We start from the raw sequence: 25,029 nt of genomic DNA, 5'->3' as shown, positions 1-25,029 counted from the left end.
CCGACGGACTAGACGTCGGCCGCCTGGGCGGCGAGCGCACGCTCGACGCCCGCGAGGCTCTCGACCAGCATGCGACGCATCGCGGGTGCGGCATCGGGGTGGCTCGCGAGCCACGCACGGGTCGCCTGGGCGAGCGCCTCCGACGCGAGCGGAGACGGGTACAGTCCCTCGATCAGGGTCTCGGCGATGTGGTAGCTCCGCTCGGCCCAGATCGTGTCCAGCGAGGCGAAGTACGTGTCCATGCCGGACTCGAGGACGGACGGGTCCACCACGTGGGTGTACCCCACGGTCGTCGCGCGGACGATCGCGTTCGGGGCGTCGTCGACGGCGACGACAGAGTCGAACGCCCGTGCCTTCGCGTCGGCGGTCGGGACGGCGGCCCGGGCACGAGCGGCCGCCTGCTGGCCGTTCGCCGTGCGGTCGGCGGCCAGCGCCTCGTCGATCTCCGCGGTGCCTGCGCGCCCGAGGAGGACGAGGCCCTCCAGGATCTCCCAGCGCAGGTCGGCGTCGATCTCGAGACCGGGCAGGGTCATCGTGCCGTCGAGCAGCGACCCGAGGGCGTCACCGTGCGCTGCCGTGCACGCGGCGTTCGCGAAGTACTTGACGAGCTGCAGCTGGGAGTCGGAGCTGGCTGCGGCCGCCTGCGCCAGGGTCCAGAGCTCGTCGCCCACGAGCTCGAGCGTCTCGTTCCGGCGCGCGGGTGCGACGTAGTTGCGCGCGGCGAGGAGCAGCTGGGCCAGGGTCGTCCGGATGGTCGTGGACTCGGACTCGCGCCCGATGTTGCCGAGGACGAGGCGGACGTAGTCGCTCGCCGGGGCCTCGCCGTCACGGGTGGCGTCCCAGGCCGCACCCCAGACGAGGGAGCGGGCCAGCGGGTCGGCGATCGCGTCGAGGTTCTCCAGGGCCGCGGCCCAGGACCGCTCGTCGAGCCGGACCTTGGCGTAGGCGAGGTCGTCGTCGTTCACCAGGATCAGTGCGGGCCGGTCGAGCGAGAGGACGTCCGGCACGTTCGTGCTCGGACCGTCGATGTCGATCTCGAACCGGCGGCTGCGGACGAGCCGGTCACCCTGCCAGTCGTAGAACCCGATCGCCAGGCGGTGCGGGCGCAGCGTCGGGTGCTCGGCCGGTGCCGTCTGCGTGATCCGGAACGACGTGATGCGGCCGTGGTCGTCGACCTCGAGCTCGGGTCGCAGGGTGTTGACACCCGCGGTCTCCAGCCAGAGCCGGCTCCAGTCGCCGAGGTCGCGCCCCGAGGTCGCCTCGAGCTCGACGAGGAGGTCGGACAGCTCGGTGTTGCCCCAGGCGTGCTTGCGGAAGTAGGCGGCGACGCCGGCCAGGAACTCCTCCTGACCGACCCAGGCGACGAGCTGCTTGAGGACCGACCCGCCCTTGGCGTAGGTGATGCCGTCGAAGTTGACCTGGACGTCCTCGAGGTCGTTGATCGTCGCGACGATCGGGTGCGTCGACGGCAGCTGGTCCTGGCGGTAGGCCCAGGACTTCTCCATCGCGGCGAAGGTCGTCCAGGCCTCCGTCCATTCCGTCGCCTCGGCCGTGGCGAGGGTCGAGGCGTACTCGGCGAACGACTCGTTCAGCCACAGGTCGTTCCACCACTTCATGGTGACGAGGTCGCCGAACCACATGTGCGCGAGCTCGTGGAGGATCGTGACGACGCGGCGTTCCTTGATGGCGTCGGTCACCTTGGACCGGAAGACATACGTCTCGGTGAAGGTGACGCACCCGGCGTTCTCCATCGCCCCCATGTTGAACTCGGGGACGAAGAGCTGGTCGTACTTGTCGAACGGGTACGGCTGCTCGAACGCCTTCTCGTAGAACTCGAAGCCCTGACGGGTCTTCTCGAACACGTAGTCGGCGTCGAGGTGCTCGGCCAGAGACGCTCGGGCGAAGACCCCGAGCGGGATCGTCCGGCCGTCGGCGCTCGTCAGCTCGCTGCGCTCGACGACGTACGGACCAGCGACGAGGGCGGTGATGTAGGAGGAGATGCGCGGCGTCGGCTCGAACGCCCAGGTGGCGACCTCGACGTCGCCCGCCCCGGTCCCCGTCGGGTCCGTGACGGTCCGGTGCGCGGCGGGCTGCGGCGTCGGCTGGTTGCTCACGACGTGCCAGGACGTCGGCGCCGTGATCGTGAACGCGAACGTCGCCTTGAGGTCGGGCTGCTCGAAGACCGCGAACATGCGGCGGCTGTCGGGCACCTCGAACTGCGAGTAGAGGTAGACCTCGTCGTCGGCCGGGTCGACGAAGCGGTGGAGTCCCTCGCCGGTGTTCGTGTACGCGCAGTCCGCGACGACGCGGAGCTCGTTCTCGGCCGCGAGGTCGTCCAGCGCGATCCGCGAGTCGGCGAACACGGTCGCGGGGTCGAGGGAACGGCCGTTCAGGACGACCTCGCGGACCGAGGGGGCGACGAGGTCGATGAAGGTCGACGTGCCCGGCGTCGCCGTGAAGCGGACGACGCTCGTCGACGTGAACGTCGAGGCACCCGTCGTGAGGTCGAGGTCGACGGCGTAGGACTGCGTCGCGATCGACTCGGCGCGCTGGGCGGCCTCGGTACGGGTGAGGTTCTCTCCGGGCACGGATGGCTCCTTCGTCAGTGCGGGACGGCGCTCCCGGGTGGGGCCACGCCGCGAATATCCGTCAATGATCATGTCACGTCAGGAATGTTCCGCGCAGGACCGTGGTTGCCCCGACGGAACAGGTCGTTCCGACCACGAGGAGGAAAAGATGACGAGCACGTCCCCGGCCACGTCCGCCACCACCGCGGGAGTCGCAGACTTCTGGTTCGACCCCGTCTGCCCCTGGGCCTGGATGACCAGCCGCTGGATGGACGAGGTCCAGCAGGTGCGCGACGTCTCCGTGCGCTGGCACGTGATGAGCCTCGCCGTCCTCAACGAGGGCCGCGACCTGCCCGACGAGTACCGGGCGATGATGGACGCGGCCTGGGGTCCGGTGCGCGTCGTCGTCGCGGCCCAGGCGGAGCACGGGGACGACGTCGTCAAGCCGCTGTACGACGCGCTCGGCACCCGGATCCACCCGCAGGGCCGGGGTGACGACCTCCCCGCCGTGATCTCCGAGGCGCTCGCCGAGGTCGGGCTGCCGGCGTCCCTTGCCGACGCCGCGACGTCGGACGCGTACGACGAGCAGCTCCGTGCGTCGCACGCCGAGGGGATCGGCCTGGTGGGCGAGGACGTGGGGACGCCCGTGGTGGCGTTCGACGGAACGGCCTTCTTCGGCCCGGTCGTCACGCCGGCGCCCCGGGGAGAGGCCGCCGGTCGCCTCTGGGACGGCACTCTGCTTGTCGCGGGGACGCCGGGCTTCTTCGAGATCAAGCGCACTCGCACCCAGGGTCCGGTCTTCGACTGAGCCGGTTCGTCGGGGGCGCGCGGGCCGTGGGATGCTGACCCGTGCTGACACGTCCGGAGGGACGACCCACAAGGAGGTCCGATGTCGGGCAACACCCACACCCCGCCGCCCCCGCCGCCACCACCGGGCGGGTACTTCCGCGCCCCACGCGCACGGTCGACCGAGCAGACTCGTGCGACGTCGGCCGATACGGCCGACGGCACCGAGCAGATCGCCCCTGTGACCGATGGCGGTCCGGGGACCGCGCCCATGACGGCCGTCGACGGGCCGACCGCGGCCGGGGCGGCGCCGTGGGCACGCCCCGCGCCGCCCGTCCGGACGGACCGTGCCGCGACACGGACGGCGCCGGCCGCCGACACGTCCTCGAGCACGGGAAGCGACTCCCCGGCCACCGTCGCGCCCCGGACCGTCCCCGCGTCGCCCCCCGCGTCGCCCCCCGCGCCGGGTGCCCCCGCCGGGGGCGACGGCACGTCCGGCCCGAAGACGTCGCGTGACCGGCTCGGCATCGGCTGGTGGCTGTTCATCCTTCTCGACGTGATCCTCGTCGTGGTTGCGGTCGTCCTCGGGGTGCGGGCGTTCTCCGGCGGGACCGACGCGCAGGCCGCCGCGGCCGAGGAGGCCGTGGCGACCGAGAGCGCGGAGCCGGAGGAGCCGGGCCTGGCCGTCCCGGTCGACCTGGACGGCGACGCGTTCCGCTCGCCGAGCAGCAACATCCTCTGTGAGATCTCCGAGGCGGGCGCTCGGTGCGACATCGCGCAGCTGAACTCGGAACCCGCCACGGTCGACGGGTGCGACGGCACGGTCGGGTACGTCGTCCAACTGACGTCCGACGGCGTCGCGGAGCCGTGCGTCCCCGCGGACGAGCAGCCGGGCGCGGCACCGGACGGAGTCCCCGCGCTCGACTACGGCGACTCCCGCGAGGCCGGTGACGTCGAGTGCGTCTCGAGCGAGTCCGGTGTCAGCTGCACCGACGCCTCGACCGGCGCCGGCTTCAACGTCGCCAGGGCCGGGGTCACGACCTTCTGATCGTGGCCCCGGCCCCGGTGCGGTGGGCGGCTACCAGATGCGGACTCGCTCCTCGGGTGCGAGGTACAGCGCGTCCTCGGGCGTGAGCCCGTACGCCTCGTGGAAGACGTCGAGGTTGCGCACGACCCCGTTGCAGCGGAACTCGTTGGGGGAGTGCGGGTCCGTGGCGAGACGGCGGACGACCTCGGCGTCGTGGCCCTTGGACTGCCAGACCTGGCCCCAGCCGAGAAGCACCCGCTCGACCCCGGTCAGCCCGTCGATCACGGGAGCGTCGTCGAGCGACCCGCCCAGGGCGATCCGGTACGCCTTGAGCGCGATCGACAGGCCGCCGAGGTCGCCGATGTTCTCTCCGATGGTCAGCGACCCGTTGACGTGCTGACCGTCCTCACCGAGCTGGGCGGGGACGAACTCGTCGTACTGGGCGACGAGGGCCCGCGTGCGCTCGTCGAACTCGGCGCGGTCCTGCTCCGTCCACCAGTCCTCGAGCCGACCGTCCCCGTCGTACTTCGACCCCTGGTCGTCGAACCCGTGCCCGATCTCGTGCCCGATCACCGCTCCGATGCCGCCGTAGTTGACGGCGTCCTCGGCCTCGGGGTCGAAGAACGGCGGCTGCAGGATCGCGGCCGGAAAGACGATCTCGTTCATTCCGGGGTTGTAGTAGGCGTTGACCGTCTGCGGCGTCATGAACCACTCGTCGCGGTCCAGGGGACTCCCGATCTTCGCGAGCTCCCGGTCCTGCTCGAACGCGTGGGCGCGCCGGACGTTGCCGAGCAGGTCCTGGGCGTCGACGACGAGGTCGGAGTAGTCGCGCCACCGCACCGGGTACCCGATCTTCGGCGTGAACTTCTCGAGCTTGACGAGCGCCCGCTCCTTGGTCTCCGCGGTCATCCAGTCGAGGGTCTCGATGGACTCGCGGTAGGCGGCGACGAGATGGTCGACCAGTCCGAGCATCCGCTCCTTGTGCGACGGCGGGAAGTGCCGCGCGACATAGACCTCGCCGACGGCCTCGCCGAGGGCTCCCTGCACAAGGGTGACGCCCCGCTTCCAGCGGTCCCGGACCTCCTGGGCGCCCGACAGAGTCCGGCCGTAGAAGTCGAAGTTCGCCTCGACAAGCTCGTCCGTCAGGTACGGCGCGCGCGCCGTCACTGCGTGGTACGCGGCCCAGAGCTTCCAGTCGTCGAGGGCCTCGGAGGCCCAGAGCGAGGCGAAACCCGTCGCGAACGACGGCTCGCGCACGACGACGTGGTCCATCGCCCCGGCCGGCGCACCGAGGGCGAACGCCCAGGCCGCCCAGTCGAAACCGGGCGCACTCGTCGAGAGAGCGGCGAGCGTCGTGGGGTTGTAGGTGAGGTCGGCGTCTCGGTCACGCACGACGTCCCAGTGGTGGGCGGCGAGGCGGGTCTCCAGGGCGACGACGCGGGCGGCGGCGCCCTCGGCCGCCTCCGGCGTCACGATGCCCGCCAGCGTCAGCATGCGGGCGACGTGCGGGGAGTAGGCGGCGAGCACGGGCGCGTACTGCTCGTCCCGGTAGTACGCCTCGTCCGGCAGCCCGAGACCGGCCTGCGCGAGGTAGACCACGTACGTCTCCGGGTCCTTGGCGTCGTTGTCGACCCAGAGACCGAGCGCTCCGCCGGCTCCCGTCCGCTGCAGCGCTCCGAGGGCTGCCGTGAGCTCTGCAGGTGTCGACGCCCCCAGGACCGGGTCGAGGTCGGCGGCGAGCGGCGCGTTGCCCAGCGTCTCGATCGCCTCGATGTCCATGAAGCTCTGGTAGAGCGCGCCGATCTTGGCCTCCACACCGCCCGTCGCGCCCTCGGCCGCCGAGGTGATGATGTCGCGCACCTGCTCCTCCGCGGCGTCGTGGAGCGCGCGGAAGGATCCGTCCATCGAGCGGTCGGCTGGGATCTCGTGCGAGTCGATCCACCGGCCGTTGACGTGGCGGTAGAGGTCGTCCTGCGGGCGGGTGGTGGGGTCCAGGGCGTCGAGGTCGATGCCTGAGGGGCGTGTGTCACTCGTCATGGCGCCAGCGTATGCCAGGACCCCGACGACCGGTCCGAGCGGCGACGCGCGGCGGCCGGGTGCGGCATGATGGTGCCATGCGCGTTCACATTGCCGCCGACCATGCGGGCTACGAACTCAAGACCCACCTCGTCGAGCACCTCGGTGCCGCCGGGCACGACGTCGTCGACCACGGGGCGCACGAGTACGACGCCCTCGACGACTACCCCGCGTTCTGCCTCGCGGCCGGCGAAGCAGTCGTCGCGGACGCCGGGAGCCTCGGCATCGTGATCGGCGGGTCGGGCAACGGCGAGCAGATCGCCGCGAACAAGGTCGACGGCGTGCGGGCCGCGCTCGCCTGGAACGAGGAGATCGCGCGTCTGGGCCGTCAGCACAACGACGCCAACGTCGTCGCGGTGGGCGCGCGTCAGCACTCGGTCGACGAGTCCGTCGCGATCGTCGACGCGTTCCTCGCAGAGCCGTTCAGCGGGGACGGGCGCCACCAGCGTCGGATCGACCAGATGGCGCAGTACGAGGCCGACCGGGGCGCTGCCGCCGAGCCGACGGCCTGAGCGGTGCCGGAGGGGCACACCGTCCACCGGCTCGCCCGAACGTTCGCCGAGCTGTTCGGCGGGCAGATCCTCGAGGTCACCAGCCCGCAGGGTCGGTTCGACGCCGGGGCGCGTCTCCTCGACGGCTTGCGTCTGCAGAGCGCCCAGGCCTGGGGCAAGCACCTCTTCCTCGGGCTCTCCCGCGAGGACGGCGGTGGATCGGACCCTTTGGACGACCACCTGCTCTGGCTGCACGTTCACCTCGGCCTGTACGGGTCGTGGACGTTCGCCGGCGACGGGACGGACGACGTCGCGCACGCGATCGGGGCGCCACGCCGTCGGGTCGGTGAGCGCGAGTCGGTCTCGGCCCTGCCCGCCGTCGGCGCAGACGGTCCCGGGCCGTGGAACCCTCCGGAGCCTCGCGGCCAGGTCAGGGTGCGGCTGCTCGGCGAGCATGCCGTGGCGGATCTCACCGGCCCGACCCGCTGCGAGGTCGTCACCGCCGCCGAGCGCGACCGCGCGATAGCGAGACTCGGCCCCGACCCGATCCGGGCCGACGCCGACCCGGAGGCGTTCGTCGCGCGCGTCCGCCGTTCCCGGACCAGCGTCGGAGCCCAGCTCATGGACCAGTCGGTGATCGCCGGTGTCGGCAACATCTACCGGGCCGAGGCGCTGTTTCGGGCGGAGCTCGACCCCTGGACGCCGGGGCGCGACGTGCCGGCCGAGACGCTCCGGACGCTCTGGACGGATCTCGTCGACCTCATGCACGACGGCGTGCGCGTCGGCGCGATCGTCACCACCCGTCCTGAGGATCGCGCGGCGCCCGGGGCCGACGTGCCACCGGCACGCCCCGTCCGGCAGAACACCGACGGGACACCGGGCGCGGTACCGCGCGAGGAGTCGTTCTACGTCTACCAGCGCGCCGGCCAGAGCTGCCGACGGTGCGGCACGCCCGTCGTCGTCGAGGACATGGCAGCCCGCAAGCTCTACCGCTGCCCGGGCTGCCAGCGCTAGGTCGTCACCACAGCCACGAGCAGAACGCCTCGACGGGCCACCGGAAGGCGGTGGCGGTCCTGGCGAGGCTGTTCGGGGTGTGCTCCTGGGCGCCGGTCGTGGCCAGGCTCGCGGAGCCGAGGTAGGCCGCGCCGAGGTTCGCCACGTCCACGCCGACGTCGGCCGGGTCGTCCGTGCGCGTGCAGGTCGCCTCGCCGAAGGCGCGGGCACGGAGCCTCCAGTGCCCGGCGTTCTGCGGCAGGTGGTGGTCGGTGACCGCCAGGACGATGTCCAGGTCGGTCGCGTAGCGGCGGCGGGACAGCGCCGCGGGGACGTCGACGAGCCGGACCCAGAGGTTGTCCACCACGTGCGGGTCGGCCTTGCGGGGGTTGACCAGGAGGCGCGTCACGAAGTCGTCGGTCGCCAGGCGGGGAGTGCGGACGCGTTCCATGAGGTCCATCGTCGTCAGCGACCCCCAGAGCGCGTGGGCGGCGGCGATGTCGACCGCGGCGACCTCGCGCAGGGCGACCGTACCGTCGGGCCCGGTGCCGGGCCAGGCGAACTCCCGCCGCAGCAGTGCGTAGCCACGCGGGTCGCCGTCGCGCTCCACGACGACGATCCGCAGGTCCTCCGCGCCCCCGCGCTCGAACTCGGGGTCGGCCCAGAACGTCGCCTCCTGCTCCGGCGTCTCTCGGCCGACCCACCCTGGACGGCCTGACGCCTCGCCGGCCCGTCGGTGGACGTCGGCGACGAGCGCACCGTGCGCGGCGCGGGTCGCGTGCTCGACCCGCAGGGTGTGCTGGTCCGCGTCGGGCACCGCGTGCATCGGCGCCGCACGGGGGATGAGGAGGTGCACCTCCGACGCCGCGGCGCCGTAGCCGAAGCGCGCGTAGATGCCCGGATCGGCCGCGAAGAGGACCGAGATCGCCTCGTCGTCCGCCCTGCAGCGTGCGAAGTGATGCTCCATCATCGCCCGGAGCAGCCCGCGGCGCCGATGGCCGGGGTGCACGCCCACCCAGGTGAGTCCGGCCGCCGCGAGTCGAGCGCCCGGGACGGGGAACTGCCCGTACGGGTAGGAGGAGTGGAGAGCGACGAGCTCACGACGCCTCGGGACCGCCCCGTCCGCCGGCGGGACGGACTCGTCGGGGAGCTCCGCGTCGATGCCCACCGTGCGGTCCCACGTCAGCGGGAACGGGACCGACTCGAGCTGGTCGAGACTCGCCGCCGTCGGGAAGGACCAGGCGTCCAGGTCGAGCACCTCCCGCAGCCGCTCCGGGGTGAGCTGGACGAGACGGTGGTTCGCAGGCAGGTTCACGCCGTGATCCTGACACCCGGCGATCCTCCCCGCGAGCCGACGGCGCCGGGTACCGTCGGTCCCGTGGTGGATCTTGAGTACCTCGACGCCGTCCTTGAGCTCGTCGAGCAGGTCCCGGCGGGACGCGCGACGACGTATGGAATCCTCGCCGAGGCCGTGGGCCACGGCCTCGGGCGGGGAGGACCCCGCCAGGTCGGTGCCGTGATGGCGCACGCCGGGGGCGGGGTCCCGTGGTGGCGCGTCGTCAACGCCTCGGGCTGTCCCCCCGCACGATGCCTCGACGAGGCGCTCGCCCGCCTGCGTGCAGACGACTGTCCGCTGCGCGGGGACCGCGTGGACCTGCGACGGGCCGTGTGGCTCCCGCCGCTGGAGCCGACTACCGCATGATCTCGGCGAGGGTGCGGACCGCCGTCGCGTCGCCCTGGACGAGGAGCGTCGTGATCGCGGTCTGCTCCCACCTCTGCAGCTCGGCGGCGATCTTCTCGCGCGGGCCGACCAGCGCGATGTCCTCCACCAGTGCCGTCGGCACCGCCGCGACCGCCTCGGCCCGCCTGCCCTCGGCGTAGAGGCTCTGGACCTCGTCCGCCGCGTCCGCATACCCGAGTCGGTCGATCGCGTTGCGGTGGAAGTTCGCCGACTTCGCCCCCATCCCGCCGATGTAGAGCGCGAGGAACGGACGCACCGCGTCCGCGGCCTTCTCGACGTCGTCGTCGACGACGACGGGCACCGTCGCACTGATCTCGAAGTCCGCCGCGGCGGAGCGCTCCGGGGACCGCAGCGCGAACCCCTCGGCCAGGCGCTCGCGGAACTCGTGGTCGAGTCGTGGCGTGTAGAACAGGGGCAGCCAGCCGTCGGCGATCTCCGCCGCGAGGGCGATGTTCTTCGGCCCCTCGGCCGCGAGGTGGATGGGCAGGTCGGCGCGGTGCGGGTGCACGGTCGACCGGAGGGCCTTGCCGAGCCCCGTCGTCCCCTCGCCCCGCAGCGGAAGCTGGTAGAACGCGCCGTCGTACTCCACCGGGGCGCCACGCTCCAGGACCTTGCGGACGATGTCGACGTACTCGCGGGTGCGTGCGAGCGGGCGGGGGTACGGCTGCCCGTACCAGCCCTCGACCACCTGCGGCCCCGACGCGCCGAGCCCGAGGATCGCCCGTCCGTCGGAGAGGTGGTCGAGCGTCAGCGCCGCCATCGCCGTGGCCGTGGGGGTGCGTGCGGACATCTGCGCGACGGCGGTCCCGAGCCGGACGTTGCGGGTGCTCGCGCCCCACCAGGCCAAGGGGGTGAAGGCATCGGAGCCGTAGGCCTCCGCGGTCCAGATCGAGTCGACCCCCATCTGGTCGGCAGCGGCGATCGCCTCACCGATGCCTGCGGGCGGGCCGGCGGACCAGTAGCCCGTGTGGATTCCGATGCGCATGTGTTCTCCTCGGCTCTGAGGGGCGGGTGTCTGGTACCCGAGGTATCGGGTAGCGCCCAGGTTATCGCGTGCCGCGAGCCCTGTCGGACATCGTGTTGAGCAACGCCGCGCCGGTCGCGGCGTCGTCGACCGTCACGACGATGGACCGGCCCCCGGAGCGTTCGACGAGGAGCCCCTCGCCGTTGCGGACGACGACACCCACGCGACCGCCACGCCCGACCCGCCAGCCCCAGCCGCCGAACTCCCGCATCGGTGCGACCTCCACCACGCCGGCCCGTTCCACCTCGTCGGCGGGCACGTGCGTGCGCGGAAATCCCGCGACGGACCGGACGTGCAGACCCGAGGCGTCGACGCGGACGACCCAGGCCATCATCGCGACCAGCGCGAGTCCGAGGACGAGAGCAAGAAGCAGCATGAACCAGAGCTCGGTCAGGATCGCGAGGACGATGATCGACGCGGCGGCGACCAGCCCGACCGTCAGACCCGGGCCGCCCTGCGCGTGCTGCACCCACACTGCGCGCGTGTCGTCGGGGAGCGTCAGTCGCGGAGCGTCGGCGGCCACCTCGGCGGTGGCCGGACGGGCCTCGTCCCCGGGGAGGGCGACGGCGACCAGCACGCCGGTCAGGAGGCCCGCGCCCACGGCCCCCATGGCAAGTTGAGAGATGTCGCTCGTCGACGGCTCGTCGACGGCCTGCTGCGCCCAGATCGTGCTCACGGTGAGCACGCCCATGAACACCGGCATGCCGACGGTCAGGCCGCCGGAGATACGGCGGGTCGACGACGACTGGCCGACCAGTGCGGTCATCACGGCGAACCCGAGCGTCAGCACCGCGCCCAGGGCGAGCGGGCCGAGGATCGCGCTCGTCGGCGAGGCGAACCTGTCGGCACCCTCCGGCCCCCAGTGCACGGCCACCTGCTCCGGCAGGTCGTCGATCCAGGTGAACGAGACGGCCGCGCAGATCCCGAGTGCGAGAAGGCCGAGAACGCCGGTCGCGACGGCCACGGGGACGGGGCGACGGAAGGTGGACGTCGTGCGGTGGGTCATCGAAGTGCCTCCTCGAGCAGGGCGACGGTGGTCGAGCCGGAGATGCCGAGGCGCCGGGACACGCGGACGACGTCGGCGATCGCGGCGTCGAGCGCCGGATCGCTCGGTGGCGGGACGGCGACGACGACCGCGCCGCGGCCGCGCCGCAGGTCGACGACGCCCTCGTCGCGCAGCGCTTGGTACGCGCGCAGGACGGTGTGCACGTTGACGTCGAGCGCGGCGGCGGCGTCCCGGGCCGAGGGGAGTCGGTCTCCGGGGGTCAGCTCTCCCCGGACCGCGGCCCGACGGACCTGTGCGGCGAGCTGCTCGAAGAGCGCCTCGTCGGTCCCGGGGTTCAGGGTGAACAGCATGTCGCTTAGTCTATATTGTTCTAGTTGAAATAGATCACCGAGATGCGCGAAAGGGCCCGCACCGGACGGTGCGGACCCTTTCGCGGTCGCGACTCAGATCATGTACTCGATGAGCTCCGACGGGTCGGCCACCGATCGTGGTTCGACCCGACGCTCGGGGACCCGCACCCTCGCCGGTACGCCGACGGCCACGCCCCCGTCGGGGACGTCCTTGACGACGACGGCGTTCGCGCCGACCTGTGCGTCGTCGCCGATCCACACGGGGCCGAGGATCTTCGCGCCGGCGCCCACCGTCACCCGGTCGCCGAGGGTGGGGTGACGCTTGCCCTTGGTCATCGAGCGTCCACCGAGCGTGGAACCGTGGAAGAGCAGCACGTCGTCGCCGACGACGGCCGTCTCGCCCACGACGACCCCCATGCCGTGGTCGATGAACAGTCGCCGACCGAGCATGGCACCGGGGTGGATCTCAATCCCGGTCGCCGCACGGGCGATCTGTGACAGCAGACGGGCGGGGAACCGAAGACCGGGCTCCCGCCACATTCGGTGCGCGACGCGGTAGGCCCACACGGCGTGCAACCCCGGGTAGCTCAGAGCCACCTCGACGCGCGAGCGTGCCGCGGGGTCTCCGTGGCGCGCCGCGTCGAGGTCCTCGCCGAGGACCGTCACGAACCTCCGCAGACGGCGCACGTCAGTCCATGAGGTCCGAGTAGAGGACCGAGGTCAGGTAGCGCTCGCCGAAGGACGGGATGATCACGACGATCAGCTTGCCCTTGTTCTCCGGGCGCTGGGCGACCTGCGTGGCGGCGGCGATGGCGGCACCGGAGGAGATGCCGACCAGCAGGCCCTCTTCCTTGGCGGCGCGACGCGCGACCTCGACCGCGGTGTCCGCGTTGACGTCGATGACCTCGTCGTAGATCTCCGTGTCGAGGATCTCCGGGACGAAGTTCGCGCCGATGCCCTGGATCTTGTGCGGGCCGGGGGCGCCGCCGTTGAGGATCGCCGACTCCTCGGGCTCGACAGCCACGATCTTGATGTCGGGGTTCCGCTCCTTGAGCGCCTGACCCACGCCGGTGATGGTGCCGCCGGTGCCGATGCCGGAGACGACGATGTCGACCTTGCCGTCCGTGTCGGCCCAGATCTCCTCGGCCGTCGTCGCCCGGTGGATCGCGGGGTTCGCGGCGTTCGCGAACTGGCTCGCGAGCACCGCACCCTCACGCTCGGCGACGATCTGCTCGGCGCGGGAGACCGCGCCCTTCATGCCCTCGGCCGGCGGGGTGAGGATGAGCTCGGCGCCGAACGCACGCAGCAGCGCGCGGCGCTCCTTGGACATGCTCTCGGGCATCGCGAGGACGACGTTGTAGCCGCGCGCCGCGCCGACCATGGCCAGGGCGATGCCGGTGTTTCCCGAGGTGCCCTCGACGATCGTCCCGCCGGGCTTGAGGTCGCCCGACTTCTCTGCCGCGTCGATGATCGCGACACCGATCCGGTCCTTGACCGAGCTGGCCGGGTTGTAGAACTCGAGCTTGCCGACGACCGTGGCCTCGGCGCCGTCGGTCACCCGGTTGAGACGGACCAGCGGGGTGTTGCCAACCAGTGTCGTCACGTCGTCGTAGATGCGTGCCATGTCAACCTCAATCTCCTTGGCCGGCGGGTGCCGGTATGCGGATGTCAGGCCGGAGGGTTCCGGCTGTCAGGGGGAGGGGGCGTGCCCCCGGGGTGCGATCGGGCCGAGGGCGGGCCTCGGGGTCGCGGAGCGTCGGGGGACGGGCGCAGGGCCGCGCCGACGCTCTAGCGACAGCAGGGACAGCAGGCACACGAACGCACGGCGCGCGTGTGCAGGGGGGCCGCGGGCATGACGGGGAGAGGTGCGACGGCTGAGTGCTCGTACATCCTCGATCCCTCCGATCGTGCGGCGGTGGTCGTGCGCGGCTCGCGCCGACCGAGCGGTGACTCGAGGGCGGAGCTCGCGGCCGACACTAGCGAGGGCTGTAACCGTCCGCAACGGCGTCTCATTCCCGGCCGCCGGGACGCCGGGACGGCGGTGGGCCGCACCTGCGGCGCCTGACCTCGGCGGGCCGGTGCACGCGCGGCCGTGGCCGCGCGGAGAGGGAGGGGAGCGGGTGACGAGAATCGAACTCGCGTGATCAGTTTGGAAGACTGAGGCTCTACCATTGAGCTACACCCGCGAACCGGCGCCGGAGCGCCAGGAACGTGGACACCTTAGCAAACGCCGCGGCCGATGCCAGCATCCGGGCGGTGGTCCTGGCTCGAGGGGGCGAGCGGTTAGACTCGGGCCGCCCGCGGTTCTCCGAGGGTGAGCCGGGGTGTGGCGCAGGTTGGTAGCGCGTCCGCTTTGGGAGCGGAAGGTCGCAGGTTCAAATCCTGTCACCCCGACGGCTCGGTGCGAGAGCGCCGCGAGGCCGGATCGACGACATCGTCGGTCCGGCCTTTTTCGTGCCCGGGGTCGGGGCCGGAATCCGGTGCGTGGTCGACATGGAGGAGTGGATAGATGGTTGAAACTGCGCATAAGTAGTCTCACTACGTGAAAGCCACTAAGCAGTATTGCTGAAGGAGCGCTCCCACGCTCGAGATGTTCGTTAGCGTCCCTCTCATACACAACGAGCCGGGCCGACGACGTCGCGGTGCCGCCCCGCGCGACGCGGGGCCTGGACCGAGGGACCGAGATGACACGAGACGACACGAGAGCCGGCGGGCGCCGTGCTCTGCCGAGCCCGCCCTCCGACGTCGAGGCGTTCCGCGACCTCGGGCCCGTGCGGCCGTGGGTGCAGCCCGTCGCCGCGGCGGCCAGCCTGCCCGTGCTCGTGAGCCTCGCACTCTTCGCCGGCCGGGCACCCTGGCTCTGGCCGCTCTACCTCACTCTCGCCCTGACGGCCGTCAGCCTCCTCCTCTGGGTGGTCACGGGCATCCGCAGGCCACGTGTCTCGGCCGAGTCGCACCTGCGTCTCGTGCGGCGATGGGCGCCGGAGAAGGTGCCGTCGGTCGATGTCTTCGTCCCCGTCTGCGGCGAGGACCTCGAGGTGCTCGAGAACACGTTCGCCCACGTGGAGCAGCTCTACTGGACCGGTGGCCTGACCGTCTGGGTCCTCGACGACGGGGCCGACCCGCACGTCGCGCGGCTCGCAGAGCGCTACGGGTTCCGGTACCGCGTCCGGCCGGACCGGGGGCGCCTCAAGAAGGCGGGGAACCTTCGCTCGGCCTTCGCCGCCAGCGGGGCCGAGGTCATCGCGATCTTCGACGCGGATTTCTGTCCGCGGCCCGACTTCCTCCGGCAGCTCGTGCCGTACCTGGACGACCCCGAGGTCGGGATCGTCCAGAGTCCGCAGGACTTCGACACGGACCCGTCGATGGGCTGGCTCCAACGGACCGCAGGAGCGACCCAGGAGATCTTCTACCGCTGGGTGCAACCCTCCCGGGACCGGATCGGCGCGACCGTGTGCTGCGGGACGAACGCCCTGTACCGACGCAGCGCGCTGGAGCTGATCGGCGGCTTCCCGGAGATCGACCACAGCGAGGACCTCTACACCGGCATCTGGCTCATGCGTGCCGGGTTCGAGACCCGGTTCGTCCCGTTGCGACTCGCCAAGGGGCTGTGCCCCGACGAGCTCGGTCCGTTCCTCACCCAGCAGTACCGCTGGGCGAACGGCACCGTGGCCATGGTCACGGACCGTGAGAACGACCTGCGAGGACTCCGCCGGATCCAGCGAACCGCCCTCTGGGCCGGGCTCTGCTACTACACCGAGACCTCGGCGCTCGCGCTGAACATCTTCGTGCCCTCCGTGGTGATGTGCTGGATCTACCCGCAGGACGTCCTCCCCGCGCACCTGCTGCTCCTGCTCCCGAGCCTCTGGGTGATGACCGTCCTGTTCCCGGTGGTGCACCGCTCGCACTGGCGCATCGAGGTCCTGCGCGTCCAGCTCGCCCAGAGCTTTGCGCACCTGCTCGTCCTCGCGCACGCGATCCGCGGGAACTACGCCGGATGGGTGCCGACCGGCTCGGGTGGCGGGTCGAGCGCGCTCGCCCGCTCGATCGCCCGGGTGATGGTCACGACGTTGACCGTCGGGGTGGTCGCGTGGCTCGGAGGAGTCGTCGTCGGAGTCGCGACGTACGGGCTCGCCCAGTTCTGGGGCATGGCGGCGTTGGCGGCCGGATACACGTGGCTCGCGGTCCCGCTGATCGTCGACGGTCTGCGCATCGTGCGACCCCGCGGGTTCTCGCCGCGCGCGTCGGCGCAGGTCAGGAGCGGCACGACGGTGCCGCGGTACGCGCGCGCCGGCCTCGCGCCCTAGACCTCGAACACCCCGCCCGTCACGCGCGTCCTGCGCCGCCCGACACACCTCCCACCACGCACGGAGCACCCGATGAGATCGCCAGACCGCCCCCACGTCCCGTTCGTCGACTCAGCCGTGCCCGACGACGTGCTCCGGCCCGTCGAGCGTCGTCGGAGCGGCGGGCTGCCCTGGCCGGTCGCGATCTTCGTGACCGTGGCCATGACTTTCGGCGCGCTGCTCGCCCTCGGTGCCTTCGACCCGCTGCTCGGTTCGCTGTGACCCGGGACTCACGGTTCCGCGCCGACGTCGAGGGTCTTCGCGGGCTCGCGGTCGTGCTGGTCCTGCTCTTCCACGCCGGTGTGCCCGGGATCGGCGGGGGCTACGTCGGCGTGGACGTCTTCTTCGTCATCTCGGGCTTCCTTATCACGGGCATGCTCCTGCGCGAGCTCTCGACCACCGGGACGATCGCCCTCGGCTCGTTCCTGGCGGCCCGTGCGCGCCGCATCCTCCCGGCGGCCTCGGCCGTTCTCGTGGCCACCGCGGTGGCTGCCTGGCTCCTGCTTCCCCCGCTCCGCGTGCGCGAGACCATGATCGACGTCGTCGCCGCGGCGCTCCAGGTGGCGAACCTGCGGTTCATCTCCCAGGAGACCGACTACATGACGGCCGACGCAGCCCCGAGCCCCGTGCTGCACTACTGGTCCCTGGCGGTCGAGGAGCAGTTCTACCTGGTCTTCCCCCTGCTTCTCCTCGGCGCCGCGTTCATCGCCCGTCGTGCCGGGTGGTCGCCCGTCGCGGTGGCAGGGACGGTCGTCGTGGGCGTGTCGGTCGCGTCGTTCCTCTACTCCCTCGTCCTCACGACGGCGGACCCCAGCTCGGCGTACATGTCGCCGCTCACCCGGGCGTGGCAGCTCGGGGCGGGCGGGATCGCCGCGCTCGCGCTCCACGGCCGCCGGGGCAGCGGTGTACCGCGCGTGCGTTCGGTGCTCGTGTGGGTCGGTGTCGCGGCCGTCGTCGTCGCTGCCGTCGTCCTCGACGAGGAGACGCCGTTCCCGGGAACGGCCGCGCTGCTGCCGACGCTCGGGACGGTCGCGATCCTCGCCGCGGGCGCCGGCGGACTGGTCGGAGCCGGCGTCCTCCTCGCGGCGCCGCCGGTGCGGTGGGTCGGCCGACTGTCGTTCTCCTGGTACCTCACGCACTGGCCCGTCCTCGTACTTGCCGAGGCGGTCCTGGGTGACCTCCGTTGGCCGACGCTCGTGGTCCTCACCCTGGTGGCCGGCGTGCTCGCCTACGGTCTGATGGAGACCGTCGAGAACCGGGTCCGCAGATCCCGCGTCGTCCTTCTGCGCCCCGCTCACTCCTACGCCGTCGGGGTCTCGGGCGTCCTCGTGGCGCTCGGCGCCGGCCTCGGACTGGGTTCGGACGTCTACGAGGACCTTGCCCAGGCCTCGGGCACGCTCGAGGGGACGTCCCTCTCCGACGTTCTGACCCCGGAGGCCGCGGCTCTGACGGGTGGTCCGACGACCCCCGGTCCCGGGGAAGCGGCCGCCGACGCGCCCCCGCTCGAGTACCCCTGTCTGTCGCCGATGAGCGAGCTGGACCTGACCTGGCACGAGGAGTGCACCACCGGACCCGACGACGGTCTCGACGTCGTCCTCTTCGGCGACTCCAAGGCCTTCCAGTGGAGCGGGGCGATGCGCACCATCGCCGAGGACCACGGGTGGAGGCTGACGATCGTCACCAAGGGCGGCTGCTCGGCCGCGGACATCCCGCAGCGGTTCACCGCCGAGTCGGTCGACTGCGAACGGTGGCGTGCCGCCCAGCTGCCCCGCATCGGCGAGGAGGCCGACGTCGTCGTCGTCTCGACGTCCACGTCCTACTTCTTCAAGCCGCAGGCCGAGATCCTGCGCGACGACGCGTGGGACCGGACGCTGGACGCCTTCCGGTCGGCGGACATCCCTGTGGTGTACGTGCGCGACGTCCCGGTGCCCGACTTTGACGTGCCGGGCTGCATCTCGGAGCACGTCGAGGACTGGTCGCGGTGCGAGTTCTCCCGCTCGGCGTCGCTGGCCCCGGACCCGCTGCTCCTGCGTGCGGTCCTCGGCGACGAGCCGGGCGTCGAGGGTGTCGACATGAGCGCGAGCCTCTGCCCGAGCGAGACCTGCCAGGCGGTGCTCGGGGGAGTCCTGATGTACCGGGACGCGAGCCACCTGACCTGGACGACGACGGGCCTGCTCACGGGCGAGCTGGAGAGCAAGCTGCTGGCCACCCAGGCGTTCGGGACACCGCGTTCCTGATGCCGTAGGATGTAACGGTTGCCCGTGCACCTATTCAGTCCGCCACGTCGTGGCAGTCGACGAACCGCCCGGGCGTGCATGTCGAACGACCTACCGAGCCGTACCCGGCCGGCCCCGATCAGTTGGAGATCATCGAAGTGAAGAGCGCCGTCGAGACCCTGGAGCCCACCAAGGTCAAGCTGACCGTCGAGGTGGAGTACGCCGAGCTGAAGCCCAGCATCGACCACGCCTACGAGCACATCGCGGAGCAGGTCAACATTCCTGGCTTCCGCAAGGGGAAGGTGCCGGCGCGGATCATCGACCAGCGCGTCGGTCGCCCGGCCGTGCTGGAGCACGCCGTCAACGAGGGTCTGCCCAACTTCTACCGTCAGGCCATCTCCGAGACGTCGCTGCGCCCGCTGGGCCAGCCGGACGTCGAGGTCACCGAGGTGCCGATCGAGGCCGAGGGCCCGCTGAAGTTCACGGCCGAGGTCGAGGTCCGCCCGGAGCTCGAGCTGCCGGAGCTCGAGGGCCTGGAGCTCACCGTCGAGGCCGGCGAGGTCAGCGACGAGGACGTCAACGAGCGTCTCGAGTCGCTCCGCGAGCGTTTCGGCACCCTCGTCGGTGTCGACCGTCCCGCCGCCGAGGGCGACTTCGTCGTCCTCGACCTCAAGGCCGTCATCGACGACGAAGAGGTGGACTCGGTCTCGGGCGTCAGCTACGAGATCGGCTCGGGCAACATGCTCGAGGGCCTCGACGAGGCGCTCACGGGCCTCTCGGCCGAGGAGACCACCACCTTCAAGGCGCCGCTCGCCGGTGGCGACCACGAGGGCAAGGAGGCCGACGTCACCGTCACGGCCACCGCCGTCAAGCAGCGTGAGCTCCCGGAGTCGGACGACGACTTCGCCCAGCTCGCCTCCGAGTTCGACACGATCGACGAGCTGAAGGACGACCTGCGCAAGCAGGTCGCCGACGCCAAGACCTCGAACCAGGCCGTCGCCGCGCGTGACGCACTGCTCGAGCACCTCGTCGAGAAGACCGAGATCCCCGTGCCGTCCGGTGCGGTCGAGGCCGAGGTCCACCGTCACCTCGAGGGCGAGAACCGCCTCGAGGACGAGGAGCACCGCGCCGAGGTCACCGAGCAGGCGACCGAGGCCCTGCGCAACCAGATCCTGCTGGACACGCTCGCCGAGAAGCTCGAGATCCAGGTCGCTCAGAACGAGCTGCTCGAGTACCTCGTGAGCGCGTCGCGTCAGTACGGCATGGACCCGAACCAGTTCATCCAGACGCTCGACCAGAACGGCCAGATCCCCGCGATGGTCGGCGAGGTCGCCCGGTCCAAGGCTCTCGCCGTCGCCCTGCGCGACGTCGTCGTCAAGGACGAGGCCGGCGAGGTCGTCGACCTCTCCGAGTTCATCGGGTCGGACGAGGACGACGCTGCCGAGGCCGCGGACGCCACCGAGGAGTCGGCCGAGGACGCCAAGGCCTGAGCACGACGACCAGCCGGACGGCTCTCGCCCCCACGGGGGCGGGGGCCGTCCGTCGTCCTGGTGCGTCCGGATCGACGTCCGGCGTGCGCCGACAGCGAAACGGGCGCGGATCAGGACGATAACCGCGGGCCCCGCGCGTTAGGGTCACTGCACACGGTGCGTACCGGGGAGTCCCGATCGCACCGTCACGCCGCCACGGGGTGCCCGTGACGAGACGATGACGAGGGAGACGGACGTGAACGACCAGCTGCCGATGGCACGGGCCGAGGGCTCAGGACTCGGGCTCAACGACTCGATCTACAACCGGCTTCTCAAGGAGCGCATCATCTGGCTCGGGTCGGAGGTGCGCGACGAGAACGCGAACGCGATCTGCGCGCAGATGATGCTTCTTGCAGCGGAAGATCCCGAGAAGGACATCTTCCTGTACATCAACTCGCCCGGTGGTTCGATCACCGCTGGCATGGCGATCTACGACACGATGCAGTTCATCCAGCCGGACGTCGCGACCGTGGCGATGGGCATGGCCGCGTCGATGGGGCAGTTCCTGCTCTCCTCGGGGGCCAAGGGCAAGCGCTACGCGACGCCGCACGCACGAGTGATGATGCACCAGCCGTCGGGCGGCATCGGCGGCACGGCGACGGACGTTCGCATCAACGCCCAGCTGATCATGCACATGAAGCGGGTGCTCTCGGAGCTCACCGCCGAGCAGACCGGCAAGACGGTCGAGCAGATCAACAAGGACAACGACCGGGACAACTGGTTCACGGCGTCCGAGGCACTGGAGTACGGGTTCGTCGACCACGTCGTCGAGCACGCGGACTCGGTCGCAGGTGGAGGCGGCACCGGAGCCTGACGGCCCGACGCCCCCGCCGCACACCCACCACACCTGCTGAGGAGAACCCGTGAGCATCGAGTCCCAGTACATCAACACCGCGCAGCGCCTCGCCGGGCCTGCCGGCCTGCCAAGCGGCGGCCGCGCCATGCCCTACGGCGCGCCGTCCAACCGCTACGTCCTGCCCCAGTACGAGGAGCGCACGGCGTACGGGTACAAGCGCCAGGACCCCTACACCAAGCTGTTCGAGGACCGCATCATCTTCCTGGGCGTCCAGGTCGACGACGCCTCGGCGGACGACGTCATGGCACAGCTCCTCGTCCTCGAGAGCTCCGACCCCGACCGCGACATCATCCTCTACATCAACTCGCCCGGTGGTTCCTTCACCGCGATGACGGCGCTGTACGACACGATGCAGTACATCAAGCCGGAGATCCAGACGGTCTGCCTCGGGCAGGCCGCGTCCGCCGCCGCCGTGCTGCTCGCCGCCGGACACCCGGGCAAGCGTCTCGCGCTCCCGAACGCCCGCGTCCTGATCCACCAGCCGGCGATGGAGGGCGGCGGGTACGCGCAGGCCTCCGACATCGAGATCCACGCGAACGAGCTGATCCGCATGCGTGAGTGGCTCGAGGGCACGCTCTCGCTGCACTCGGGCCGCACGCTCGAGCAGGTCCAGGAGGACATCGAGCGCGACAAGATCCTCACGGCCGCGCAGGCCAAGGACTACGGCCTGGTCGACCAGGTCCTCGAGAGCCGCAAGCCGGTCAAGATCAACAAGCCCTGACCGACAGATCCGGGCAAAACCCCAGCCACCACCGGTGCGCCTTGTGACAACGGGCGCCCGGTGGTGTGCAATGGGAAGACGATCGACGACAAGCGGTCGACCAGGCGAGGAGATATAGCGTGGCTCGGATCTCGGACGGCGCAGAACTGTTGAAGTGCTCGTTCTGCGGGAAGTCGCAAAAGCAGGTCAAGAAGCTGATCGCCGGCCCCGGCGTGTACATCTGCGACGAGTGCATCGAGCTGTGCAACGAGATCCTCACCGAGGAGCTCACCGAGGCCGCCGAGCTCGGGCTGGTCGACCTGCCGAAGCCTCGGGAGATCTTCTCGTTCCTCGAGGACTACATCATCGGCCAGGACCAGGCGAAGAAGGCCCTCGCGGTCGCCGTCTACAACCACTACAAGCGGATCCAGGCAGCGCAGGCGCCGGGGACCGTGCACGACGACTCCGCCGTCGAGATCGCGAAGTCCAACATCCTCCTGATCGGTCCCACCGGGACCGGCAAGACCTACCTCGCCCAGACCTTGGCGAAGATGCTGAACGTGCCGTTCGCGATCGCCGACGCGACCGCGCTCACGGAGGCGGGGTATGTCGGCGAGGACGTCGAGAACATCCTGCTGAAGCTGATCCAGGCCGCCGACTTCGACACGAAGAAGGCGGAGACCGGGATCATCTACATCGACGAGGTCGACAAGGTCGCACGCAAGGCCGAGAACCCGTCGATCACCCGCGACGTCTCCGGCGAGGGAGTGCAGCAGGCGCTGCTCAAGATCATCGAGGGCACGACGGCCTCCGTCCCGCCCCAGGGTGGACGCAAGCACCCCCACCAGGACTTCATCCAGATCGACACGACCAACGTCCTGTTCATCGTCGCCGGGGCGTTCGCCGGCCTGGACGACATCGTGGGCCAGCGGGTCCGCAAGCGCGGTATCGGCTTCGGTGCGCCGATGGAGACCGACGACAGCGCGGACCTGTTCTCCGAGGTCCGTCCCGAGGACCTGCAGAAGTACGGGCTGATCCCCGAGTTCATCGGGCGACTCCCGGTGATCGCCGCCGTCTCGCCGCTGGACCAGGAAGCGCTCGTCAAGATCCTCACGGAGCCGAAGAACGCCCTGGTCAAGCAGTACCAGCGCATGTTCGAGATCGACGGGGCGGAGCTCGAGTTCGAGACCGGCGCGATCGAGGCGATCGCCGACCAGGCGTTGCTGCGCGGCACCGGGGCGCGTGGCCTGCGCGCGATCCTCGAAGAGGTCCTGCAGCAGATCATGTTCGACATGCCGAGCCGGGACGACGTGGAGCGGGTCGTGATCACCCGCGACGTCGTCCTCGAGAACGTCAACCCCACCATCGTCCCGCGTGACGCCAAGCGGGAGCCCCGCGAGAAGTCCGCCTGACCGGTCCGGCGCGGTCGACACACCGCGGCCGGACCCGCCACTCGCCCTAGCGAGGTGCGTAGAGTGCCTCGATCTCGTCCGCGAAGTCGTCGAGCACGAGGTGGCGCTTCACCTTCAGCGACGGGGTGAGGTACCCGTTCTCCTCGGTGAGGTCCGTGTCGAGGACGCGGATCTTCCGGACCGACTCCGCGCGGGAGACCAGCTCGTTGGCGTGTGCCATCGCGGCGTCGAACTCGGCGAGAACCGCCGGATGTGTCCGCGCCGTCTCGACGTCCATCGCCGGGATTCCCTGCGTCGCGCACCAGTGGGCGATGCCGTCGGGGTCGATCGTCACGAGTGCCCCCACGAACGGGCGCTGGTCGCCGACGACGACCGCCTGGCCGACGAGGGCATGGTGACGGAGACGGTCCTCGAGGGGTGCCGGTGCGACGTTCTTCCCGCCCGCGGTGACGATGATCTCCTTGAGACGGCCGACGATGCTGACGTAGCCGTCCTCGTCGATCCTGCCCAGGTCTCCCGTGCGGAACCACTCGCCGTCGAACACCTCGGCGGTGAGCTCGGGCTGGTTGCGGTACCCCTGGAAGACGTGGCCGCCGGAGACCTGCAGCTCGCCGCTGTCCGCCACACGCAGCGAGGCGCCGGGGAACGCCTGCCCGACGGTTCCGACCCGGGTGTGACCCGGGCGGGCGACCGCTGTCGGCGCCGTCGTCTCCGTCAGTCCGTAGCCCTCGAGGATCGTCAGGCCTGCACCACGGAAGAAGTGGGCGAGGTCGTCGCCGAGCGGTGCACCTCCCGAGATCGCGAAGCGGGCCTGTCCGCCGAGAGCCTCGCGGAGCGTGCCGAGGACGAGCTTGCCCGCGACCGCGTGCCGGGCGCGGACGCCGACGCTCACCGAGCCTTCGTCCAGCGCGTGCGAGAAGTCCCGTGACGCCCGTGCTGCCCAGCGGAAGACCTTCCCCTTGAGCCCGGTCCCCGCCTTCTGCTCGGCACCCGCGTAGACCTTCTCGAAGATCCGGGGGACCGCGAGCAGATAGGTCGGCCTGAACGTCGTCAGGTCCGACAGCAGCTGCTTGGTGTCGGGGGAGTGGCCGACGACACCGGGCGAGGCCACCGCCATCACCTGGATGTAGCGCGCGAAGACGTGCGCGAGCGGCAGGAAGAGGAGCGTGCGCGAGCCTGGGGGCGAGACGATCTCGCTGAGGCCCTGGACACCGTTCAGCGCGAGATAGACGAAGTTGCCGTGGCTCAGCTCGACGCCCTTCGGGCGCCCGGTCGAACCCGACGTGTAGATGATCGTGGCGATGTCGTCCCGCTGGGCGGCGTTCCGACGGCGGACAGCCCGTTCGGGGTCGACGTCCGCGCCGGCGGCGACGAGCGTGTCGATCGCCCCGTCGTCGAGGACCAGGACACGCTCGACGGAGGGGAGCCGGTCGCGGACCTCGGCGATCGCCGCGGCGTGCGCGGTCGTCTCGGTCACGACGACGCGGGCTCCGGAGTCCTCGAGGATCCAACGAACCTGTTCCGGGGAGGACGTCTCGTAGACGGGGACCGGGACCAGACCGGCGTCCCAGGCGGCGAAGTCGAGCAGCATCCACTCGTAGCGGGTCCGCGACATGATCGCGACCCGGTCGCCCTTCTGCAGGCCGAGTCCCAAGAAGCCGTGGGAGACCGCGCGGACCTGCTCGGCGAACTCCGCAGCCGTCGTGGGCTCCCACGCGCCGGACTCCGCACGGACCTCCACGAGCGTCTCGTCGCCCCGGGTGCGCACCCGGTCGGCGAGGAGGTCGGAGATGGTGGTCCGTGGCCCGACCTCGACGAGGCTGGGCGAGATGCTCTGCGGCTGGGGCGCGATGGGTGGTTGCACGATGTCCGACCTTACCGCCTGACGTCGGACAGAGGCGCCTCACCT

At 71.0% G+C, this 25,029-nt stretch carries 21 protein-coding genes and 2 tRNA genes; 13 read left to right on the top strand and 10 right to left on the bottom strand.

Annotation, left to right across the window (positions count from 1 at the left end):
- Window positions 1-8 precede the first annotated feature (8 nt).
- Window positions 9-2,588: an aminopeptidase N gene (gene pepN / locus BLU20_RS10480; RefSeq protein ID WP_083372476.1), complete on the bottom strand. Its 2,580-nt coding sequence runs from the start codon at window positions 2,586-2,588 to the stop codon at window positions 9-11.
- A gap of 148 nt (window positions 2,589-2,736) precedes the next feature.
- Between pepN and BLU20_RS10475 the strand changes: the two genes are divergently transcribed.
- Both BLU20_RS10475 and BLU20_RS10470 read left to right on the top strand, forming a co-directional pair.
- Window positions 2,737-3,375, top strand: a complete 639-nt coding sequence (locus BLU20_RS10475) for a mycothiol-dependent nitroreductase Rv2466c family protein (protein WP_029252492.1) — start codon at window positions 2,737-2,739, stop codon at window positions 3,373-3,375.
- A gap of 81 nt (window positions 3,376-3,456) precedes the next feature.
- Window positions 3,457-4,401 carry a hypothetical protein gene (locus BLU20_RS10470; RefSeq protein WP_083372475.1) on the top strand — a complete coding sequence of 315 codons (945 nt, stop codon included), beginning with the start codon at window positions 3,457-3,459 and terminating at the stop codon, window positions 4,399-4,401.
- A 30-nt stretch (window positions 4,402-4,431) separates the two neighbouring features.
- On the opposite strand, the gene BLU20_RS10465 is transcribed toward BLU20_RS10470, so the two are convergent.
- Window positions 4,432-6,417, bottom strand: coding sequence for a M13 family metallopeptidase (locus tag BLU20_RS10465; RefSeq protein ID WP_083372474.1), 1,986 nt, complete (start codon window positions 6,415-6,417; stop codon window positions 4,432-4,434).
- Between the two features lie 77 nt (window positions 6,418-6,494).
- Between BLU20_RS10465 and BLU20_RS10460 the strand changes: the two genes are divergently transcribed.
- Together BLU20_RS10460 and BLU20_RS10455 are read left to right on the top strand one after the other, a co-directional pair.
- Window positions 6,495-6,968, top strand: a complete 474-nt coding sequence (locus tag BLU20_RS10460) for a ribose-5-phosphate isomerase (protein ID WP_083372473.1) — start codon at window positions 6,495-6,497, stop codon at window positions 6,966-6,968.
- Window positions 6,969-6,971: 3 nt separating this feature from the next.
- Window positions 6,972-7,961, top strand: coding sequence for an Fpg/Nei family DNA glycosylase (locus BLU20_RS10455; RefSeq protein ID WP_083372472.1), 990 nt, complete (start codon window positions 6,972-6,974; stop codon window positions 7,959-7,961).
- A 4-nt stretch (window positions 7,962-7,965) separates the two neighbouring features.
- Here the strand turns inward: BLU20_RS10455 and BLU20_RS10450 are convergent, their stop codons facing one another.
- Window positions 7,966-9,255, bottom strand: coding sequence for a GNAT family N-acetyltransferase (locus tag BLU20_RS10450; protein ID WP_083372471.1), 1,290 nt, complete (start codon window positions 9,253-9,255; stop codon window positions 7,966-7,968).
- 3 nt (window positions 9,256-9,258) lie between these two features.
- Here BLU20_RS10450 and BLU20_RS10445 point away from each other — a divergent pair, with 3 nt between their 5' ends.
- Window positions 9,259-9,642: an MGMT family protein gene (locus tag BLU20_RS10445; RefSeq protein WP_331713053.1), complete on the top strand. Its 384-nt coding sequence runs from the start codon at window positions 9,259-9,261 to the stop codon at window positions 9,640-9,642.
- Here the strand turns inward: BLU20_RS10445 and BLU20_RS10440 are convergent.
- From BLU20_RS10440 to BLU20_RS10415, 6 genes are all read right to left on the bottom strand, one after another.
- Complete coding sequence (locus tag BLU20_RS10440; RefSeq protein ID WP_083372470.1) at window positions 9,632-10,666, bottom strand: LLM class F420-dependent oxidoreductase; 1,035 nt, start codon at window positions 10,664-10,666, stop codon at window positions 9,632-9,634. The genes BLU20_RS10445 and BLU20_RS10440 overlap by 11 nt on opposite strands.
- A 61-nt stretch (window positions 10,667-10,727) precedes the next feature.
- The gene (locus BLU20_RS10435) at window positions 10,728-11,711 is read right to left on the bottom strand and encodes a DUF1648 domain-containing protein (RefSeq protein ID WP_083372469.1); all 984 of its coding nucleotides are present in this window, start codon (window positions 11,709-11,711) and stop codon (window positions 10,728-10,730) included.
- Window positions 11,708-12,061, bottom strand: coding sequence for a GntR family transcriptional regulator (locus BLU20_RS10430; RefSeq protein ID WP_083372468.1), 354 nt, complete (start codon window positions 12,059-12,061; stop codon window positions 11,708-11,710). Before BLU20_RS10430 ends, BLU20_RS10435 begins: the two co-directional genes overlap by 4 nt.
- A gap of 93 nt (window positions 12,062-12,154) precedes the next feature.
- Entirely contained in the window at window positions 12,155-12,748 is a 594-nt protein-coding gene (epsC, locus tag BLU20_RS10425) for a serine O-acetyltransferase EpsC (protein WP_083372467.1), read from the bottom strand.
- A 1-nt stretch (window position 12,749) separates the two neighbouring features.
- Window positions 12,750-13,685 (bottom strand): cysteine synthase A, encoded by a 936-nt coding sequence (cysK, locus tag BLU20_RS10420; RefSeq protein WP_029252503.1) that lies wholly within the window; start codon window positions 13,683-13,685, stop codon window positions 12,750-12,752.
- 491 nt (window positions 13,686-14,176) lie between these two features.
- Window positions 14,177-14,247: transfer RNA gene (locus BLU20_RS10415), tRNA-Gly, on the bottom strand.
- Window positions 14,248-14,381: 134 nt separating this feature from the next.
- On the opposite strand from BLU20_RS10415, the gene BLU20_RS10410 reads away from it, so the two are divergent.
- From BLU20_RS10410 to clpX, 8 genes are all read left to right on the top strand, one after another.
- Window positions 14,382-14,455 (top strand) — tRNA-Pro (locus tag BLU20_RS10410).
- A 290-nt stretch (window positions 14,456-14,745) separates the two neighbouring features.
- Window positions 14,746-16,368 carry a glycosyltransferase family 2 protein gene (locus BLU20_RS10405; protein WP_083373029.1) on the top strand — a complete coding sequence of 541 codons (1,623 nt, stop codon included), beginning with the start codon at window positions 14,746-14,748 and terminating at the stop codon, window positions 16,366-16,368.
- A gap of 72 nt (window positions 16,369-16,440) precedes the next feature.
- Complete coding sequence (locus tag BLU20_RS13960; protein WP_172829066.1) at window positions 16,441-16,629, top strand: hypothetical protein; 189 nt, start codon at window positions 16,441-16,443, stop codon at window positions 16,627-16,629.
- A complete protein-coding gene (locus tag BLU20_RS10400) occupies window positions 16,626-18,644 on the top strand; it encodes an acyltransferase family protein (RefSeq protein WP_172829065.1) in 2,019 nt (672 codons plus the stop codon). Before BLU20_RS13960 ends, BLU20_RS10400 begins: the two co-directional genes overlap by 4 nt.
- Before the next feature lie 137 nt (window positions 18,645-18,781).
- A complete protein-coding gene (gene tig, locus BLU20_RS10395; protein WP_083373028.1) occupies window positions 18,782-20,113 on the top strand; it encodes a trigger factor in 1,332 nt (443 codons plus the stop codon).
- A 235-nt stretch (window positions 20,114-20,348) separates the two neighbouring features.
- A complete protein-coding gene (locus BLU20_RS10390) occupies window positions 20,349-20,966 on the top strand; it encodes an ATP-dependent Clp protease proteolytic subunit (protein ID WP_043109623.1) in 618 nt (205 codons plus the stop codon).
- 49 nt (window positions 20,967-21,015) lie between these two features.
- Window positions 21,016-21,729, top strand: coding sequence for an ATP-dependent Clp protease proteolytic subunit (locus BLU20_RS10385; RefSeq protein ID WP_029252508.1), 714 nt, complete (start codon window positions 21,016-21,018; stop codon window positions 21,727-21,729).
- Window positions 21,730-21,848: 119 nt separating this feature from the next.
- Complete coding sequence (clpX, locus tag BLU20_RS10380; RefSeq protein ID WP_029252509.1) at window positions 21,849-23,120, top strand: ATP-dependent Clp protease ATP-binding subunit ClpX; 1,272 nt, start codon at window positions 21,849-21,851, stop codon at window positions 23,118-23,120.
- A 46-nt stretch (window positions 23,121-23,166) separates the two neighbouring features.
- Here the strand turns inward: clpX and BLU20_RS10375 are convergent, their stop codons facing one another.
- A complete protein-coding gene (locus tag BLU20_RS10375; RefSeq protein WP_231959190.1) occupies window positions 23,167-24,984 on the bottom strand; it encodes an AMP-dependent synthetase/ligase in 1,818 nt (605 codons plus the stop codon).
- Window positions 24,985-25,029: the final 45 nt, after the last annotated feature.

The organism is Paraoerskovia marina (assembly GCF_900105445.1).
GTDB lineage: Bacteria > Actinomycetota > Actinomycetes > Actinomycetales > Cellulomonadaceae > Paraoerskovia > Paraoerskovia marina.
Note: the sequence above shows the minus strand (reverse complement) of the source record. Positions and strands in the feature narration are given on the sequence as shown.